General features: G+C 69.2%; 10 protein-coding genes and 2 pseudogenes. All 12 read left to right on the forward strand.

Translation table 11 applies throughout. The features are described 5' to 3' along the window. The first annotated feature begins 267 nt into the window (after positions 1 to 267). The 12 genes and pseudogenes from IPG61_10905 to IPG61_10960 all read left to right on the forward strand — a co-directional run bounded on the left by IPG61_10905 (position 268) and on the right by IPG61_10960 (position 17,805). Positions 268 to 984: a hypothetical protein gene (locus tag IPG61_10905; GenBank protein ID MBK6734581.1), complete on the forward strand. Its 717-nt coding sequence runs from the start codon at positions 268 to 270 to the stop codon at positions 982 to 984. A gap of 158 nt (positions 985 to 1,142) precedes the next feature. Continuing rightward, positions 1,143 to 2,522 carry a hypothetical protein gene (locus IPG61_10910; GenBank protein MBK6734582.1) on the forward strand — a complete coding sequence of 460 codons (1,380 nt, stop codon included), beginning with the start codon at positions 1,143 to 1,145 and terminating at the stop codon, positions 2,520 to 2,522. Between the two features lie 148 nt (positions 2,523 to 2,670). After that, positions 2,671 to 3,360, forward strand: a complete 690-nt coding sequence (locus IPG61_10915; protein ID MBK6734583.1) for a deoxynucleoside kinase — start codon at positions 2,671 to 2,673, stop codon at positions 3,358 to 3,360. A 20-nt stretch (positions 3,361 to 3,380) separates the two neighbouring features. Next, positions 3,381 to 4,493 carry an adenosine deaminase gene (add, locus tag IPG61_10920; protein MBK6734584.1) on the forward strand — a complete coding sequence of 371 codons (1,113 nt, stop codon included), beginning with the start codon at positions 3,381 to 3,383 and terminating at the stop codon, positions 4,491 to 4,493. Positions 4,494 to 4,646: 153 nt separating this feature from the next. Beyond that, positions 4,647 to 5,417, forward strand: coding sequence for a triose-phosphate isomerase (locus IPG61_10925; GenBank protein ID MBK6734585.1), 771 nt, complete (start codon positions 4,647 to 4,649; stop codon positions 5,415 to 5,417). A 45-nt stretch (positions 5,418 to 5,462) separates the two neighbouring features. Next, on the forward strand, positions 5,463 to 8,210 hold the full coding sequence (locus IPG61_10930; GenBank protein MBK6734586.1) for an insulinase family protein: 2,748 nt from the start codon (positions 5,463 to 5,465) through the stop codon (positions 8,208 to 8,210). A 45-nt stretch (positions 8,211 to 8,255) separates the two neighbouring features. Then, on the forward strand, positions 8,256 to 10,352 hold the full coding sequence (locus IPG61_10935; GenBank protein MBK6734587.1) for a hypothetical protein: 2,097 nt from the start codon (positions 8,256 to 8,258) through the stop codon (positions 10,350 to 10,352). A gap of 235 nt (positions 10,353 to 10,587) precedes the next feature. After that, positions 10,588 to 12,315: a hypothetical protein gene (locus tag IPG61_10940; GenBank protein ID MBK6734588.1), complete on the forward strand. Its 1,728-nt coding sequence runs from the start codon at positions 10,588 to 10,590 to the stop codon at positions 12,313 to 12,315. 72 nt (positions 12,316 to 12,387) lie between these two features. Further along, positions 12,388 to 13,845, forward strand: coding sequence for an aminoacyl-histidine dipeptidase (locus IPG61_10945; GenBank protein ID MBK6734589.1), 1,458 nt, complete (start codon positions 12,388 to 12,390; stop codon positions 13,843 to 13,845). Positions 13,846 to 14,240: 395 nt separating this feature from the next. Then, positions 14,241 to 15,504, forward strand: a pseudogene (locus IPG61_10950) (HpcH/HpaI aldolase/citrate lyase family protein). Beyond that, positions 15,501 to 17,061, forward strand: a pseudogene (locus IPG61_10955) (citrate lyase subunit alpha). The pseudogenes IPG61_10950 and IPG61_10955 overlap by 4 nt, the downstream one beginning before the upstream one ends. Before the next feature lie 27 nt (positions 17,062 to 17,088). Further along, complete coding sequence (locus tag IPG61_10960) at positions 17,089 to 17,805, forward strand: SIMPL domain-containing protein (GenBank protein MBK6734590.1); 717 nt, start codon at positions 17,089 to 17,091, stop codon at positions 17,803 to 17,805. The last annotated feature ends 389 nt before the right edge of the window (positions 17,806 to 18,194 follow it).

Consider the following 18,194-nt stretch of genomic DNA (forward strand, 5'->3'; position numbering starts at 1 on the left):
GCCCAGTCGCTGGCCGGGTTGTTCGTGGTCACTCCCGATTCGGTGACCAAGCGCGACCTCGAGTACAACATCGTGGCCGGTGCCGGCGGCTTGGTTGACGCCACAACCGTCTGCGTGGGGCCGAACGACGAAGTCGTCTATGTCTGGGACCAGGGCACGCACAGCCTGCACTGGTATGCCGTGTCCGACCTGCAGGAACTGGGGAGCGCACCGCTTCCGGAAGTGCTGGACGCGCGGCAACTGTTCGCCGACCCGGCCGGCATCGAGATGGTGCCTGGCGCCCGGACGTTCCTCTACCTGACGGATCCCGAGTCGGGCGTCGTGCACCGTTACGCATTCGACGACTTCAACGGGCCGTCCGCGTTCGGCATCCTCACGCGCTCGGAGGGCGATGGGGCCCGCTCGGTCCATGTGGCGGCCGGCATGGCCACCGACGCCGAAGGCTTCCTGCTGGTCTGCGATGCGGACACACTGCGGAACTGGGTCATCCGCTTCGACGGCACGCCCGACCTCGACGACACCACGCCGGCCGTGGGTGACGACGACCCGCTGCGTGGACGGGCCGTGGAGTTCGAGGTGACCTGTGAGCCGTCGGCGGCGACCGATTTCGTCCTCGGCGACGCCGCCGTCTGCGGCCAGTCGGGCTGGGTCGGCGCTCCGAGCGCCGAGGCGGGCGAATTCGACACGCCGGTCGCCGTGGCTGTCGACGGCAGCGGCCGCATCTTCGTGGCGGACCAGGGCAACAACCGCGTCCAGATCTTCGCTCCGGGTGGCCAGTACTTCCTCCAGTTCGGGACGGCTGCGACCTGTCCGGCACCGTCATCGCTGGCGCTGGTCGACGTCCGGGTCGGCACCGGTATCGACGACGTGAACCACGCCGCCTACGTTTTCGTCGTCACGCCGGGCACGGGGCACGTGCGGCGCTTCATTTCCAACGAGCACTACATCTACATCCACCGCGAGCCGCCCCCGGTCCGGCCGTAGGTCGATTCCGTATCCCGGCATCAGTATTCATTACCGGTGCATTCGTTTTCATTTAAGTATCACGCATACAAGCCGATGACCATCCTCGAACGGGTACGTCCGCCATCCCCATTCGGGAGGAGAAGCGGTGGCCCGCCTGGGGGAGGCATTTCAATACTATGGCACTCAGGGAGAAAGTCATCGCCTCGGTGGTCGCCTGCCTGGTGGTCGTTCTGGGCTTGTCGGCCGCCTACAATGCCGTCTCGGTCAATCGCATGGCATCCCGGCAGGCTGCGGCCGCGACCGAGTTGACGGCTGCAAGTATCACCGCCGCCATGTCGGTCTTCGGCGAGACCGGGGACATGAACGGCCTGCAGATGTACCTGAAGAACGTCTCGGCGATGCCGGCGCTGGCCGAAGTGCACGCCGTGCGCGCGCCCAAGGTGGCGGCCGAGTTCGGCGTCCGCGCCGGCGCCGATCCCCTCGACGACATCGACCGGCAGGTGCTGAAGGACGGGCAGGAGCACGTGGTTATCGACGCCAAGGCCCACACCTGGCGCACGGTGACTCCGGTCAAGGCAGTAGCCAGCTGCCTGGGTTGCCACGAAGCCAATGTGGAGGGTGACGTGCTCGGCCTGGCCAGTGTCACGCTCGACACGAAGGAATCCGATGCCGCCCGCAACCGGGCCAGCTTCGCGACCTTCGCCTCGGCGCTCATTGCGCTGTTGGTCGTGGCCGGCGCGCTGGCCGTCCTGATCAACCGCCTGGTGATCGCGCCCGTGCGCTCGGTGGCCGGCCGGTTGCTGGACGATGTGTCGAACCTGACCGGCGCCGCGAACGAGCTCAGTGCCACCAGCGGCCAGATGGTCGACGGAGCCAACAACCAGGCCGCGAGCCTGCAGCAGACCTCGGCTTCGCTCGAGACGATGGCGGCGCAGACCCGCGCCAACGCCGGCAGCGCCGAGAAGGCGCAGGGCGTGGCGCGCGAAGCGCTGGAGCACGCCCGTCGCAGCAGCGAGGCCATGTCGGGCATGCTGGGCGCCATCGCCGAGATCAAGTCCTCGAGTGATCGCACGGCCCAGATCCTCAAGACGATCGACGAGATCGCGTTCCAGACCAACCTGCTGGCCCTCAACGCTGCGGTGGAAGCCGCGCGCGCCGGCGACGCCGGCCGTGGCTTCGCCGTGGTGGCCGAGGAAGTCCGCAACCTGGCCCAGCGCAGCGCCCGTGCCGCTCAGGAGACGACGGCCCTGATCGAGGCGTCCCGGCACAGCGCCGACCACGGCGTCGAGGCCTCGAAGCAGGTCGGCGACATCCTCGAGGAGATCACCCGCAACGTCGACCAGACCGTCGAGTTGATGGCCCGCGTGGTGACCGCCAGCGAGGAACAGGCCGACGGTATCGGCCAGATCCGGGTCGCGGTGGGGCAGATCGACCAGGTCAGCCAGCGGAACGCCCAGATCGCCGGCAACAGCGAGACCGCCAGCGAGAACCTGAACCGCCTCGGCACGGGCCTGGGCGAAGTCTCCGAGCAGCTGACGCGGATGGTCGGCCGCTGACCGGTGGAACCGGCCCCGGCGGCCCGGTTTGCCGCTGGCAGCAGGCCGGTTGAAGCGGTAATATTCCGGAAACAAGGCGGCGACCCGGGACGGACGTGTTCCCGGGTCGCCTGCTTACCGTTGCCGCCCGCCTTCCGGAAGGCCGACCGTGGATCTAAGGTCCCTCAAGCGCCAGTTCCCCAAGAAGGAACAGCCGGCCACGCCGTTCTACCTGTCGATCGCCGGCAACATCGGCGTCGGCAAGAGCATGATCACGACCATGCTCGGCGAAGTCTTCGGCTGGCGCATGTTCTTCGAGCCGGTGATCAACAACCCGTACCTGGACGACTACTACCGCGACATGCAGCGGTGGAGCTTCCACCTGCAGGTCTACTTCCTGAGCAAGCGGTTCGAGGTGCAGCGGCAGATCCTGATGCAGCCCGGCTCGGCCGTGCAGGACCGCACGATCTACGAGGACGTCGAGATCTTCGCGCCCACCCTGCACCGGCGCGGCTGCATGGATGACCGCGACTACGAGAACTACCGCGAGATCTTCCGCAACATGACCGCATTCCTGCAGCCGCCCGACCTGATCCTGTACCTGAAGTGCCGTCCCGAGACGGCGCTCGATCGCATCCGCCAGAGGGCCCGCAGCTGCGAGTCGGAGATCCCGCTCGATTTCCTGTGTGACCTGGATGCGGCCTACCTCGACTGGATCGAGCGTGCGCCTGCCCTGTGTCCCGTGCGCACATTGGACACCGAGGCCATCAACCTGCGCGACGACACCGCGGCCCAGGCCGAACTGCTGGGCATCATCCGCGAATTCCACCACGAGAAGCACGAGCGGGCGGTCATTTGACCGCCGCCCCGGAGGCCGCGTTGAAACTGGGCGACTACCGACCGAGTGACCTGCTGCGCGGGAGCGCCATCGGCGACGACGTGCTGCGGTTGCTGCCGAAGACCGACCTGCACTGCCACCTGGACGGCTCGTTGCGGCTGGCCACGTTCATGGAGCTGGGGCGTGCTCGCGGGATGGACATGCCGGAAGATCCGGAAGCCGTCCGCGCCCTCTATTTCCCGCCCGACCGGCAGGCCGTGACCCACGAGTTCCTCAAGCATTTCGACCACACCGCGGCCGTCCTCCAGGACGAGGCCGGGCTGACCCGCGTCGCCCGGGAGCTGGCCGAGGATTTCGCGGCCGAATCGGTCTGGTGCCTGGAGGTGCGCTTCTGCCCGTTGATGCACCAGCGGGAGGGCCTGAGCGGGGACCAGGCGGTGGCCGCGGTGCGGCGGGGCCTGGACGAGGCGCAGGAGCGCACGGGGATCACCGCCAACATCATCGTGACGGGCTTGCGACAGATCGATCCGGCGCACTCGCTGGAGATGGCGAAGCTGGCCGTCGACTGGAAGGGCCGCGGCGTGGTCGCCTTCGACCTGGCCGGCGACGAGTCGGATAACCCGCCCAAGCGCCACGCCGAGTCGTTCTACCACGTGATGAACAACAACCAGAACGTGACCATCCATGCGGGCGAGGGTTTCGGCGCCGCTTCCATCCACCAGGCCCTGCACCGCTGCGGAGCCAACCGCATCGGCCACGGCACGCGCCTGGAGGAGGATCCCGACCTGTTGGCCTATGTGGCCAACAACCGCGTGCCCCTGGAAGTCTGCCTGTCCAGCAACCTGCAGAGCTGCGTGGTGGACGACCTCTCGCACCACCCCTTCCGGCACTACCTGCAGAAGGGCCTGCGGGTGTGCCTGAACACCGACAACACGCTGTTCGCGCGCACTTCGCCGGTGGGTGAGCTGCGCCTGGCCGTGGACACGTTCGACCTGACCCTGCTGGAGACGGAGAATCTCCTCATCAACGGCTTCAAGAGCGCGTTCCTGCCCGAGCGCCGCAAGCGCGAGATGGTGGTGGCGGCGCTGGCGCGCTTCGCCGCGCTGCGCGACGAACTCGACCTCGACAGCCGGCCCCGCGCCGTCGGGTCGTGAATGATCCGGTACGGTTCCCGACCCCGAGGGTCGGGTCCGTTCGCTGACCAGACCCTGGTCTTCATGGGCGGCGGGCCCGTTCCCGCCGGGCGCTGCGGCCGCCGTTTGCCGTCACACGGCGTGCCCCCGGCGGCGCGCGGAAGGAGCCTTCGCATGCGTCGCTATCTTGTCGCCGGCAACTGGAAGATGAACCTCGGGCCGGCCGCCGGTCGTGAACTGGCTGCCGGCGTGGCGGAACGTCTGCGTGGGCGTAACCTGCGCGGCGACGTCCTGGTGTGCCCGCCGTACGTGACTATTCCTGCGGTTGCAGGCCCCGCCGACGGGAACCCGCTGCTGCTGGGCGCGCAGAACTGCGGCGACCAGGACGGCGGCGCCTTCACCGGCGAAGTGGCGCCCTCGATGCTGAAGGAGGCGGGCGTCCAGTACGTCATCATCGCCCACAGCGAGCGCCGCCAGTACCAGCGCGAGGACGACGACCTCTTCGTGCGCAAGATCAACCTGCTGCACGCCGCCGGCCTGAAGGCCATCTTCTGCTACGGCGAACTGCTGGGCGAACGCAAGGCTGGACGCGAGCGCGAGGTCGTCCAGAAGCAGCTCGAGGGCGTGCTCCCGCGCCTGGAATTCGCCGACCCGTACAACACGGTGCTGGCGTACGAACCGGTGTGGGCCATTGGCACGGGCGAGACGGCCACGGCGGTCCAGGCCCAGGAGATGCACGCCTGGTCGCGCGAGATCGTGGCCCGCCTGCTCGGCGCCGGCCCCGCTTCGCACATGCGGATCCTCTACGGCGGCAGCTGCAAGGCGAGCAATGCCTGCGAGCTGTTCGGCCAGACGGATGTCGACGGCGGCCTGATCGGCGGCGCCAGCCTGAAGGTCGATGACTTCGTCGGGATCGTCGAAGGCGCCGAAGCGGCCATCGGCTGAGACCGGCCACCACCGTGCCTACTTTCGCAAGCCAAGGAGAACGCCGTGCGTGACCGCATTGTACCGTCGGGCCTGGCCGCAGCACTGGTTGCTTCGTGCGTCCTCGCCCTTGTGACCGCTCCTGCCCAGGCGGCCCCTCGTCGCGCGCAGCCGCAGCCTGCCCCGCTGCTGCCTGAACTGCCGGCCAACACCGAGATCCTGCGCCTGGAGAACGGGCTGCCCGTGGTGTTGCTGCGCAATCCGGGTCAGCCCATGGTGGGCATCTACACACAGGTGCTCGTGGGCTCGGCGCGCGAGGACTTCCGCACCAGCGGCATGAGCCACATGCTCGAGCACCTGCTGTTCAACGGTACGCAGGAGTACACGCAGGAGGAGTTGTACCAGGCGGCGGATGCAGTGGGCGCCTACAACAACGCGAACACGACCGATTTCTACACCAACTACATGATGGTGGTTCCCGCCGAGCACCTGGAGAAGGGGATGGACCTGCAGTCGCAGATGCTCTTCTACTCCCTGGTGCCGGCCGAGAAGTTCGCCAAGGAGCAGGGCATCGTCGTGGGTGAGATCGTGCAGGGGCGCGACCGTCCGGGCGAGTTCGCCGAGAACACCCTGCGCGAGGTCATTTTCGCGGGATCGGACCTGGAACTGCCCACCGTCGGCACGATGGCCACCATCGAGCACATGAATCGTGACGACGTCTATGAGTTCTATCGCCGCTGGTACGTGCCCAACAACATGATCCTGACCGTGGCCGGCAACTTCGACCGGGCGCAGGTGCTGGAATGGCTGGAGAAGTACTACGGCGGCGTGCCGCCCGGTACCCTCACCCGACCGGACCAGCGGCCGGCCCGGCCCATCGAGACGACGCGCGGCGTCACGCGGCGCGGCGGCGATTCGCGGGCGCTGGCGCTGGTCTTCACGGCGCCCACCTGGGGGCAGGACGACCACACGGCGTTCCTCGTGCTGAACGAGTTGCTCACGCTCGAGGGCAGCGGCATCATCACGCGCGCCCTGGGCGCCGTCGACGAGGCGCAGCGTCCCGAGGTCTCGAGCTGGTGGGAGGCGGCGCCGGGCTACGGCCGTCTGGTGTTGCGCTTCGAGCTCCAGGAGGGCACCGATGCCGAGACGCTGCTGCCGCTGGTGCAGCGCGCGGTGGCCGATGCCGCCGACGGAGGCATCGACGAAACGGCGATCCGCGGCATCGCCCGGCTCAACGCCACACAGACCCTGCTCAACCGCGAACAACTGCGCATGACCGGCATCTACATCGCCGACGCGCTGGTGCAGGGTGGCCCCGACGCGTTCGTGGGTTACCTCGACCGCCTGAACGCGGTCACCGCCGACGACGTGTCGCGCGTGCTCGACCGCTGGCTCGCGGGAGCGCCGTGCCTGGCGGTCCTCATCGAGCCGGCGGCGCCGGCGGCTCCTGCAACGCAGGGGCCGCCCGCGGGAATGCCCGGTGGTGCACCGGCGGGCATGCCGGGGCGGATGCCGGCAGCAGCCCCGGAAGCGCCGAAGGAGCCCGCAGCGCCGGCCGTCCCGGCAGCGCCCGCGGCGCCCGAGGTCGAGCGTACGGTCCTGCCGACCGGCGCCGTCGTGGTCAGCCAGACCAATCCGGCCAGCCCGCTCACGGCGATCCACCTGACGGTGCGCGCCCGCTCGCGGCTGGACCGCGAACTGGCCGCAGCCGGCGCCGTGGACCTGGCGCACCGGCTTCTCGACGAGGGTTTCGCCGGCTGCAACGGCGAGTGCCTGGCGGCGCGCCTGCGTGAGTTGGGTGCGCTCGTGAAGAAGGTTGACGACCCCGGCATCCCGATGGACGACTACTACACCAGCGGGCGGTACAGCTTCATCCGCGTCGAATGCGCGGCCGGGAACGGCCGCGAGGTGCTGGCCTTGCTCGCCGAGGCGCTCCGCGGAGCCGCTTTCGACGAGGCCGGTTTCACGCGCCTGCGCGGCCAGCGCGTGGCCGACCTGGGCCGCCAGCAGGGCAGTGCCCGGGTCGTGGCCGACGCACTCCTGGACCGGGAACTGTTCGGCGACCACGCCCTGACGATGCCCCCGGAAGGCGACGCGCAGTCGATCGGCGGCCTGACCTATCGCCAGGTGCGCGCGGTGTTCGGCGAGGCGTTCGCGCCACGCAACCTGATCATCGCCTGCGTGGGGCCCCAGTCGCACGCGCAGTGGTGTGCCGACGTGGCCGCGCTCCTGCCCGGACGCGGCGTTCCGACCGCGGCCCTGCCGCCGCTGCCGGTCACCGCAGCGGCCGGCGCCGCGAAGGCGACGGTGGGCGGGCAGCTGACGGCCATCCGCCTGGGCTCGGTTTTCGATGTGGCTCCGGGCGATGAACGCGCCCTGGGCCTGCTCGTGTCGATTCTCAGTGATCGACTGGCGATGGAACTGCGCGAGACCCGCGGCCTCAGCTACAGCGTCGGCGCTTCGGTGGAGCTGGAGGCCGGACAGGCGACCATGACGGCGTGGCTGAACCCGCCGAGCAACCGCGGCGAGGAAGGACGGGTGGCCCTGCGCGAGTTCATCGAGGGCTTCGACCCGGCGACGATCACGGCCGAGGAAGTGACGCGCACACACGCGGCGCGGCGCGGGCGCCTGATGATGCGGCGGCTGTCCTCGCTGGGGCAGGCCTACTACCTGGCGATGGCCGAACTGGACGGTGACCTCGCGGCCTACGCCCGCGGCCTGGCCGGCGGCGAGCCTCCGGCGTTGACCGACCTGCAGGCGGCGGCCGTCAAGTACCTGGCCGGACGCCCCTGGGTCGAAGTGGTCGTCGACTGACGAACGGTGACGGCGGCCCCGCAGCCGCCGCGAAAGGCGAAGGCGATGCACCTGCGCAAGAGCGTATTGACAGTGTCGGCGGCAGTCCTGGTGGCGGGACTCATGCCGGTGAGCGGCGGGCGCGCCGCGACGGCGGAGCCGGCGCCGGTGCTCGCGCATGCGGTCGAGGCAATCTTCAATATCGAGGTTCACACCATCTCCCTGCGGGATCGTGTCACGGTGCCCGCCGGCCTCGAGTGCCTGCGGCTGGGTGACGGCCTGGCCTACGAGATCGTCGCCGGGCAGGGCGCGCTGCAGTCGGGCGCAGCCGCCGCGATCACGCGTGTGGAGGCGACCGAGGCGGACGGCGGGCCCTGGCAGCGCCTCGACCTCGCGGCGGCGGGCCTGGCGCAGGGCGGCGAACTGGTGCTGTCGGCCCGGGGCACGTTCAACGCGCCGGTCGACGAGGTGGAATTCTCGCGCGAGAACGTGGGCGGGGAAATCTCGGCGACCATCTCGGCCGAGGGTATCTACATGTCCTCGATGTCGGGCTGGCTGCCGACTGCCGAAGGCGCCCTGGGGACCTACGACCTCAGCCTGGACACGCCCGCCGGCTACGAGACGGTGACGCAGGGCAAGCTGGTGGAGCACCGGGAAGCGAACGGCCGGCTGCACACCCGCTGGCGTTCCGACGACCCCAGTGACAGCCTCGACCTGGTGGCCAACCGCTTCGTCGTCACCTGCGAGACCATCCGCGAAGGGCTGGAGTCGTGCACCTACCTGCTGTCGGATGAGCCCGAGCTGCGCGCCACCTACCTCGAGCGCACGCGCGCCTACATCGCCATGTACGAGGAGATGATCGGGCCGTATCCCTATGCGAAGTTCGCCACCGTCGAGAACTGGTTTCCGACCGGCTACGGCATGCCTTCGTACACGCTGCTGGGCGGCCAGGTGTTGCGCCTGCCGTTCATCCCGTACACGAGCTTCGGGCACGAGATCGCCCACAACTGGTGGGGCAATTCCATCTTCGTCGACCTGGACGAAGGCAACTGGTGCGAAGGCCTGACGACCTGGTGTGCCGACTACCACTACAAGGAACTGGAAGGCCCGGCGGCGGCCCGTGAATACCGCCGCAACCTGCTCAAGGACTACGCGGCCTACGTGACCGACCCGACCAAGGACTTCCCGCTGAGCGCGTTCCGCAGCCGGCACAGCGGCGCCACGCGTGCCGTCGGCTACGGCAAGAGCACGATGGTTTTCCACATGGCCGACCGGCAGGTCGGTCGCGAACGCTTCCTGGCGGCCCTGCGGGAAGTGGCCTCGACGCACCGGTTCCGCGCTGCCGGGTGGAGCGATTTCCTGACTGCGTTCGGGCTCGACACGGGCTTCGCCGAACAGTGGCTGACGCGGGTGGGGGCGCCGTCACTGGCGCTGGCCGACGTCAAGTTCGAGGCGACGAAGGTCACGTTCCGTTTGCGGCAGGCGGCGCCGAGCTATGACCTGTCGGTGCCGGTGCGCGTGACGGCCGCCGGCGGCGCCGAGACCGAGCACGTGGTCGAACTGCGGGGGGCCGAGGGCTCGTTCACGCTGCCGGTGGCCGGCGCCACCCGCCTGGCTGTCGATCCCGACTGCCATCTCTTCCGGCGACTGGACCCGGCCGAGATCGAGCCGACCATCAGCCAGGTCTTCGGCAGCGACCGCCACGTCTTCGTCGTCGACCAGCCGGCCGGCCCGCTGGCGGACGCCGCGCGGGCCTTCGCGCGCGCCTTCACCGAGAGCGACAGCGCCGTTGTCGTCGACGGCCTGCCGGGCGAAGAGCTGCCGGCCGAGGAAGGGCGCACCGCCGTGGTTCTCAATCCCGGCCCGGCCCTGCTGGCGAGGTTCGCGGCCCCCGGCCTGACGGTCTCCGGGCGCACGTTCTTCCTCGAGGGCAAGCGCTACAGCCTGGACAGCACCGACCTGGTCTTCGCCGCGGCCGATCCGCGCCGTCCGGGCGCCACGGCGCTGGTCGTCCTGTGCGGCTCGCCCGCCCGCCTGCCGGGCCTGGCCGACCGCGTTTCCCACTACGGCAAGTACAGCTGGCTGGCCCTGCCGGCGGGCCAGGGACGGCCCGAGCGGGGCAACTGGGCTGCCGGGGCGTCGCCGCTGCTGGCGGTGCGCTGAAACGCGGGCGCAGGCGGGGTTTTGGCCCTGCCGGACCGGCCGCAGTGTGCTAATATGGTGCTTCCCACGCCGGCCCCCGGGGCCGGTCGGTCACGTTCACCCTGTGGGTGGAAACATGGCGTTCGCGGAGCGGACATTGCCTCGGACATCGCCTCGGACATCGCCTCGGAGATGTCCGTCGCCGGCGCGCCTGCGCGGGCCTCGCCGCGCGCTGCATCGCGCGGCACCGCTGGCCATGGCCTGCCTGTGCCTGCTGCTCGCGACGGGCTGTGGCGATGATCCCGTATCGCCGAAGTCCGGCCGGCAGTGGGTCACCACGCTCGAGCCGCAGTACACCAACCGCGCGGTCTGGGGCCTGTCGGCCACGCACTTCTTCGTGACCAGTGAACGCGGCGCCGTGAGTCGTTACCGCGATGGCGCCTGGACCACCTGGCACTTCGAGTATTTCCAGAACCTGCGCTCGGTGTGGGGTACGGCGGCCAACCGTGTGTTCGTCGTGGGCGAGAGCGGCCTGTGCCTGCGCTACGACGGCGAGAACTGGGTCTCGATGTACGCCGGCACGACCCGCGACCTGTACGGCCTGTGGGGCACGGCCTGGGACAACATCTACGCGGTGGGCCAGGACGGCGCGCTGAGCCGCTTCGACGGCACGTCGTGGACGGCCCAGGACAGCGGCACCGACGGCACGTTGTATGCGGTCTGGGGCGCAGCGGCCGACGACATCTTCGCGGTGGGCCGCGACGGCATCATCATGCACTTCGACGGCGCCGCCTGGACGCCCATGGACAGCCCGACAAGCCAGGCCCTCGACGCGGTCTGGGGCACGAACGGCAGCGACGTCTATGCCGTCGGCGCCCTCGGGGCCATCGTGCACTACGACGGCGAGTCCTGGCAGGTCGAGGACAGCGGCGGCGTCTTCGACCGGCTCTGGGACGTGCGCGGCCTGCCCGGCAAGGATCCGGTGGCCGTCGGCGCCAACGGCGTCTTCCTGACGCGCGAGGACGGCACCTGGCGCAGCCGCACCGTGGCCGGTGGCCGCTACCTCTACGGGCTCTGGGGCGACGGTGACAGTTCCATGCTGCTGGTCGGCTACAACGGGCTGGTCATGCGCCTGACCGACCCCGCCTGGGAGACGTTGAACGAAGGGCGCACGCACTGGCTGACCGGCATCTGGGCCGCCGATTGCGAGACCGCCGTCGCCGTGGGCAAGTCGGGTACCGTGCTGCTGGGCGGCGAAGGCGGCTGGCTGGATATCTCGCCGCAGTACCCGGGCATCGACTGGTCGGGTGTGTGGGGCATGGGACCGGATGATTTCTTCATCGTCGGCAACCACGGCGTCATCATGCGGTACCAGACCGGCAGGCCGTGGACGGTCTGGGAACTCGTCTCGGGCGTGAACCTCGAGGCCATCTGGGGCATCGACAACGGGAGCATCTTCGCCGTGGGCCAGAACGGCGCGATCTTCCACTTCGATGGTTACGTCTGGGAAGAGATGGAGAGCGGCACCACTTACCCGCTGCTCGCCGTCCACGGGCGCGGGGTGCAGGATGTCTACGCGGTCGGCCTGGGCGGGACCATCGTCCACTTCGACGGCATCGTCTGGACGCCGCTCGAAAGTGGCGTCTTTGGGCCGCTGGAAGCGGTCTGGTGCCGTCCGGGCACCGAAACGGTGATCGTCGGCGACGCCGGCCTCTCGTTGCACGGCACCGGCGACGGGTCCGGACAGACCATCTGGGAATCGCGCGGCAGCGGCGCGTCGTTCCCGTTGTTCGGGCTGACCGGCGACAGCCGCGGCAAGGTCTACGCCGCGGGCAGCAACGGCCTCGTGCTCGAGTACGAGGGCGAAGGCTGGTCCGAACTGCCCACCGGCCGCCGCGACCAACTCGACGCCATTGCCCTGGACCCGTGCGGGAACCTGCTTTGCGCCGGATATTGGGGCCTGATCCTCGAATACACCGACTGACGGGCCTGCGCGGCCCGCCGCCGATAGCCGTCGGCCATTGCCCGCCGACACGACCCGACCCAAGGAGAAACCATGTCGACGCTGGAATCCCTGCAGCCGTCTGCCGTGTGGAGGATCTTCGAGAAGATGAGCGCGATCCCGCGCGGTTCGGGCAACGAGGCCGCCGTGCTGGGCATGTTCAAGGGCTGGGCCGACCGTCGCGGCCTTCCCTGGAAGCAGGACGAGGTGGGCAACCTGCTGATCTGCATCCCGGCCTCGCCGGGCCGGGAGAACGCGCCGACGGTGCTGATCCAGGGCCACGTCGACATGGTGTGCGAGAAGAACGCCGCCACCGCGCACGATTTCACGCGCGATCCGCTGAAACTCGTCGTCGACGGCGACTGGGTGAAGGCCACCGGCACCACGCTGGGCGCCGACAACGGCATCGGCGTGGCGATGGGCCTGGCGCTGGCCGACGACCGCACGGTCGTCCACGGCCCGGTCGAGGTGCTGCTGACGGTGGACGAGGAGCGGGGGCTGACCGGCGCCGCGGGCGTGAAGCCGGGCTTCTTCACCGCGAAGAAGATGATCAACCTCGACTCCGAGGATGACACCGCCATCTTCATCGGCTGCGCCGGCGGCCGCGATACGCGCTACGAACTGAAGAACCGGGCCGCCAAGGCGCCGAAGGATTCCGTGGGCCGCAAGGTGACGGTCCTGGGCCTGCGCGGCGGTCATTCGGGCCTGAACATCCACGAACATCGCGGGAACGCCATCAAGATCCTGGCGCGGGCACTGCAGGCAGCCGCCGCGCAGATGGACGTGCGGCTGGTCGAGATCAACGGCGGCAGCATGCGCAACGCCATCCCGCGCGAATGCGAAGCGAAGGTGACCGTGCCCAAGGCCGAGGCGCGCCGCTTCAAGCAGCTGCTCGATGCCTTCTTCGGGCGCATCGCCGCCGAGGAGCTGGCCGGCGTCGACGACAACTTCGCCTGGAAGGTGGCGACGGCCCAGGCGCCGCGCTGCTTCTCGCGCGAGTGCAGCGCCACGACCCTGAACCTGCTGTCGGCGATTCCCAACGGCGTCGGGGCGATGAGCCTGGACATTCCCGGGCTGGTCGAGACGAGCACGAACCTGGGCGTGGTCAAGACAGACGGCCTGCGCGTGGAGATCGTCTGCTGCAGTCGTTCGTCGGTCATGTCGTCCCTGCACGACCTGGTCGAGCAGCACCGCGCGCTGGGCCTGCTGGCCGGCGCCGAGGTGGAGCAGCCCCAGGGCTACCCGGGCTGGAAGCCGAACCTGGCCTCGCCGCTGCTGGCGGTCACCCGCCAGCGCTACCAGGAGGCCTTCGGGAGCGAACCCGAACTGCTGGCGATCCATGCCGGGCTCGAGTGCGGCCTGCTGACCGAGAAGTACCCCGACCTGGATATCGTCTCGTTCGGCCCGAACATCCGGGGCGCCCATTCGCCCGACGAGAAGGTCCAGGTATCTTCCGTGGCGAAGATCTGGAAGCTGTTCGCCGCGACGATGACCGAGTTGGCCGGGGCCTAGGCGCGACCACGCGGCAACCCGGCGCCGGCAGACGGCGGCCCTGCCCTGCAGGGCCGCCGCCGCGCTTCCCCGCTCGGCCTGTCCCCAAGTTATCCCCAAGTGCCTGCAGTCCGGTATTCAGACTTCGTCGATCCACTAACTGCTTGCGGGTGTCGGTTTTATATAAATGTTAGCGAAATGTTGATTTCGTCTCCCGCGAAACACGCCCCGGTTTATCCCCCGACGTTGCACGGGGCGGCAACCTGTTGGCAAACGGACACATTCGGATCCTGGGGGGCGATCCCCGGTTGCCTCGTCCGCGCGCGTGCGCGATCATAGCCGCTGATCCCCCAACCCGTTCCGCGCGGTGCGCGGCGACTGTTGTCCGTGTGTGGCGACCAGGCGGAGGCACACCCATGTCGAGGTTCGGCGAGGCCGGCAAACGCGACGCCGGCACGCGTTCGGACTGCTGGATCGGCGTCGAACTTAAGGACGCCGGCGGCATCACCATCTCCCTGCAGAGCAAGGTTGCCGCCTACTACGGCGATTCGATCAGCACCCAGCTGCAAGCCGGTTGCAGCGCGCTGGGCGTGACCCACGCGGCGCTGACAGTGGTCGACGCGGGGGCCCTGCCCGTACGTGCTGGCCGCCCGGCTGGAAACCGCCGTGCGCAGGGCCGGGCACGTGCCCGCCGCGCCCTGGTTGCCCGCGGCGCGAGCCGGCCTGGCCGCCGCCGGCGAACGCGGCCGGCTGCGCCGCAGCCGCCTCTACCTGCCCGGCAACGAACCCAAGTTCTTCCCCAACGCAGCCCTGCACGGGGCCGACGGCGTGATCCTCGACCTCGAGGACTCGGTCGCGCCGGCCGAAAAGGACGCCGCCCGCGCGCTGGTGCGCAACGCGCTGCGCACGCTCGATTTCCTGGGCGCCGAGCGCATGGTGCGCATCAACCAGGGCGCGCAGGGACTGGCCGACCTGGAGTGGATCGTGCCGCACGGCGTGCAACTGGTGCTGATCCCGAAGGTGGAGGACCCGGCAGAGGTGGTCGCCGTCGCCGGGCGCATTGCCGCCCTGCGGACCGGGCCGGACGCCGCGAGCACCATCCACCTGATGCCCATCATCGAGTCGGCGCTCGGCGCCTGGCGCGCCTACGAGATCGCCAAGGCGAGTCCCGACGTGGTCGGTCTCGCGATAGGGCTGGAGGACTATACGGCCGACATCGGCGCCCAGCGTACATCCGCGGGCACCGAGTCGTTCTGGGCCCGCGCGCAGGTGCTCAACGGCGCCCGCGCGGCCGGCGTGCAGCCCATCGATACGGTGTTCAGCGACGTCGGCGACGAGGCCGGCCTGCGCGCCTCGGTGCTCGAGGCCAAGTCGCTGGGTTTTGTCGGCAAGGGCTGTATTCATCCGCGGCAGATCGGCGTCGTGCACGAGGCGTTTGCGCCGACCGCCGACGAGATCGACAAGGCCGTACGTATCGTGCGCGCCTACGAGGACGCGCAGGCGCGCGGACTGGGTGTCGTGAGCCTCGGCACCAAGATGATCGATGCGCCGGTGGTCAAGCGCGCCCTGGCCACGGTCGAACTGGCGGTGCGCATGAGGCGCCTGGATGCGGAGTGGCGCGAGTCGCTGCCCGCGCCGGCCGCCGGGCGTGTCCGCAGCGAAACGGGAGGTGGCGAATGAGCCGCCTGGTAAAGAATGCCGCCGGTCGCCTGGTGCCGGTCGAGATCAACGGGCAGCCGGCCGTGCCCTATGCCGGAGTCGGCCGTCACCACCCGACCGGCCGCAGGGCGGGCCCGCTGGTGCGCAGTTGCAGCGACTACCCCTCCGACGGCGACAAGACGATCGAGTCGATCAGGGAAGCGCTGGTCAATGCCGGCCTGAAGGACGGCATGACCATTTCCACGCACCACCACCTGCGCAACGGCGACCGCGTGGCCAACCTGGTGTTCGCGGCGGCGGCAGAGCTGGGCGTGAAGGACCTGCGCTGGTTCCCCAGCGCCAGCTTCCCCTGCCACGACGGCATGATCGCGCATATGGAAAACGGCGTGATCCACCACATCGAGGGTTCGCTCAACGGCCCGCTGGGCGACTACTGCACCGAGGGACGCATGCGCGGCACGGCAGTGCTGCGCAGCCACGGCGGACGCTGGCAGGCCGTGCAGGACGGCGAGGTCCACATCGACATCGCGGTCATTGCCGCCCCCACGGCCGACCCCTTCGGCAATGCAACGGGCGATCGTGGGCCGGCCGCCTGCGGGCTGCTCGGGTTCGCGCTGGCGGACAGCCAGTATGCCGACCATGTCATCGTCGTGACCGACAATCTGGTGCCGTTTCCCTGCATTCCCTGGCAGATCCAGGGCAACAACGTGGACCAGGTCGTGGTTATCGACTCGATCGGCGACCCGGCGAAGATCGTCTCGGGCTCCACGCAGGTGACGAAGTCGCCCGATAGACTGCTCATCGCCGAGTTGACCGCGCGTTTCTGTGACGAGGCCGGCATCATCCGCGACGGCTTCAGCTTCCAGGCCGGTGCCGGCGGCACCGCGCTCTCGTTCGGGCTCTTCCTGCGCGACATCATGCGGGAACGGAAGATCAAGGCGCGCTTCGTGCGCGGCGGCTCGAACCAGTACCTGGTCGACATGCTGGAAGAGGGCCTGACCGACTACATCCTCGACGGCCAGACCTTCGACCTGGCCGGCGTGCGCTCCATGCGCGAGAACCCCGGTCACGTCAACACGTCGCCCTTCACGAGCTACAACTGGCACGGCAAGGGCAACTTCGCCTCGATGCTGGACTGCGTGGTGCTGGGCGCCACCGGAGGTCGACCTGGGCTTCAACGGCAACGTGGTCACTCACAGCGATGGCCGCCTGCTGCACGGCATCGGCGGTTGGCAGAACTGCCTGTTCAGCAAGTGCACGATCCTGCCCATTCCCAGTTTCCGCGACCGCATCCCGGTCATTGTCGACCAGGTGACCACCCTCTGCGGGCCGGGCGAACTGATCGACGTTATCGTGACGGAGCGCGGCATCGCCATCAACCCGCTGCGGCGCGACCTCCTCGAGGCGCTGAGCGGAAGCTCCCTGCCGATTCGCCCCCTGGCCGAGATCAAGGCCGAGGTCGAGGACCTGTGCGGCGGGCCGGCGGCCAAGCCGCGCCTGACCGAAAAGGTCGTCGCGGCCATCAAGTGGGTCGATGGCACCGTCATCGACTCGGTCAGGCAGCTGGAGAAGCAGTAGGAAAACCGGACAGACAGGCGGTATGACATGAGCCAGACGAACGGACGCGGCGCCTATGTGATCGGGATCGGCATCTTCCTGGGCCTGGCGGTCCTGGGACTGCTGCTCGGACGGGGCGCGTTGCAGGTTCGCAAGCTTGACCGCACGGTGACGGTGAAGGGACTGGCCGAGCGCGATGTGCCGGCGGACATCGCCCTGTGGCCGCTGCAGTTCACGGCGGCCTCGAACGACGCCTCGGCGCTCTATGCCACGGTGGACAAGAATGCCGGCATCATCACCGGTTTCCTGCGGGCGGCGGGCTTCACCGACGACGAGATCACCATCTCGCCGCCGTCCGTGACCGACAAGCTGGCGCAGCAGTGGGGCGGCGACAACGTCCCTCTGCGCTATTCGGCGACGCGGACGGTCACCGTGTACACGCCCCGGATCGAGCTGGTCCGTGCCACGCAGAAGCGGCTCGGCGAGCTCGGTCGCGACGGCGTCGTGCTCGGCGGCGACGCCTACCAGAGCCAGACGCAGTTCCTGTTCACCAAGCTCAATGACCTGAAGCCGGCCATGATCGAGGAAGCGACGCGCAACGCGCGCGAGGTGGCGGTCAAGTTCGCGCAGGACAGCGAAAGCCGGCTCGGGCGCATCAAGTCGGCGCAGCAGGGCCAGTTTACGGTCGAGGATCGCGACCAGAACAACACGCACATCAAGAAGGTCCGCGTCGTCTCGACCGTCGTCTACTACCTGGCCGACTGAGGCATCGGCGCGGCGCGCAGACAGGAGGGCTGACGGACTTGCTGCGTACCTCCTGTTCAATGAGGCCCCGGCGCCATGCCCGACCGTCGTCGACGTGGGACGCCGACGAGCCTGCTGCGCGCTCCGGCCTGGTCAGACGCTGGCCCCCGTCATCGACAGCGGGGTCCGCAGGACGCCCTCTTGCCGAGGACGATCACTGCGGGAGATGACCGGCATCATTCCGGCAGCCGGCTGCTGACCCAGCCTTGGGCAGGGGGTTGCTTCCACCTGACCGTTCATGACCTGGCGCAGTGCTGACCTGGACGCGTGGCTGAGGGCGTTCGATCGCATCGCCGACCCCCGCAACCAGCCCCGTTCGTGCTGGGGGGTCTCGCACCCGCAGACGAAGG

This window comes from bacterium (genome assembly GCA_016703265.1).
Taxonomy (GTDB): Bacteria; Krumholzibacteriota; Krumholzibacteriia; order LZORAL124-64-63; family LZORAL124-64-63; genus CAINDZ01.

Bases quoted from the DNA above. Each gene is read 5' to 3' on its own strand.
- IPG61_10905 (MBK6734581.1), top strand. From the start codon at position 268: ATGGTGCCTGGCGCCCGGACGTTCCTCTACCTGACGGATCCCGAGTCG.
- IPG61_10940 (MBK6734588.1), top strand. From the start codon at position 10,588: ATGGCCTGCCTGTGCCTGCTGCTCGCGACGGGCTGTGGCGATGATCCC.
- IPG61_10935 (MBK6734587.1), top strand. From the start codon at position 8,256: ATGCACCTGCGCAAGAGCGTATTGACAGTGTCGGCGGCAGTCCTGGTG.
- IPG61_10945 (MBK6734589.1), top strand. From the start codon at position 12,388: ATGTCGACGCTGGAATCCCTGCAGCCGTCTGCCGTGTGGAGGATCTTC.
- IPG61_10960 (MBK6734590.1), top strand. From the start codon at position 17,089: ATGAGCCAGACGAACGGACGCGGCGCCTATGTGATCGGGATCGGCATC.
- IPG61_10925 (MBK6734585.1), top strand. From the start codon at position 4,647: ATGCGTCGCTATCTTGTCGCCGGCAACTGGAAGATGAACCTCGGGCCG.
- IPG61_10910 (MBK6734582.1), top strand. From the start codon at position 1,143: ATGGCACTCAGGGAGAAAGTCATCGCCTCGGTGGTCGCCTGCCTGGTG.